General features: G+C 47.3%; 1 protein-coding gene. It reads right to left on the bottom strand.

The annotated features are described in order from the left end of the window. Positions 1-232: sigma-70 family RNA polymerase sigma factor (locus tag J4G02_22940; protein MCE2397365.1), on the bottom strand; the 232-nt coding region annotated here is incomplete at its 3' end. Between the last annotated feature and the right edge of the window lie 104 nt (positions 233-336).

Below are 336 nucleotides of genomic sequence, written 5' to 3' on the forward strand. Positions count from 1 at the left end.
TCGCGATCACATAAAGCCAACTCAAAAAACGTTGTGGTTCCTTGAGCATTGACAATTTTTGATAGGCTTTCAAAAAGGTGTCCTGCGTAATCTCCTCAGCGATGTGGAAATCTCCAATTTTCCGCCACGCAAGGGCGTGAACCGGCTTTTGGTACTTTCTCACAAGCACGGAGAACGCAGTATCATCGCCTGCGAGGACGCGTTGGATGAGTTGAGCATCGTCGTTTTTCATCAGTTATCCCATGGGAAAGGAATGTTCATCATTTCGGATTAATACCAGTGACGCGCCTTAAGGGGCAAACTGGTGCATAATTCCGCAAGCCGAACTCACATGAG

The organism is Candidatus Poribacteria bacterium, assembly GCA_021295755.1.
In the GTDB taxonomy this organism is placed as follows: domain Bacteria; phylum Poribacteria; class WGA-4E; order WGA-4E; family PCPOR2b; genus PCPOR2b.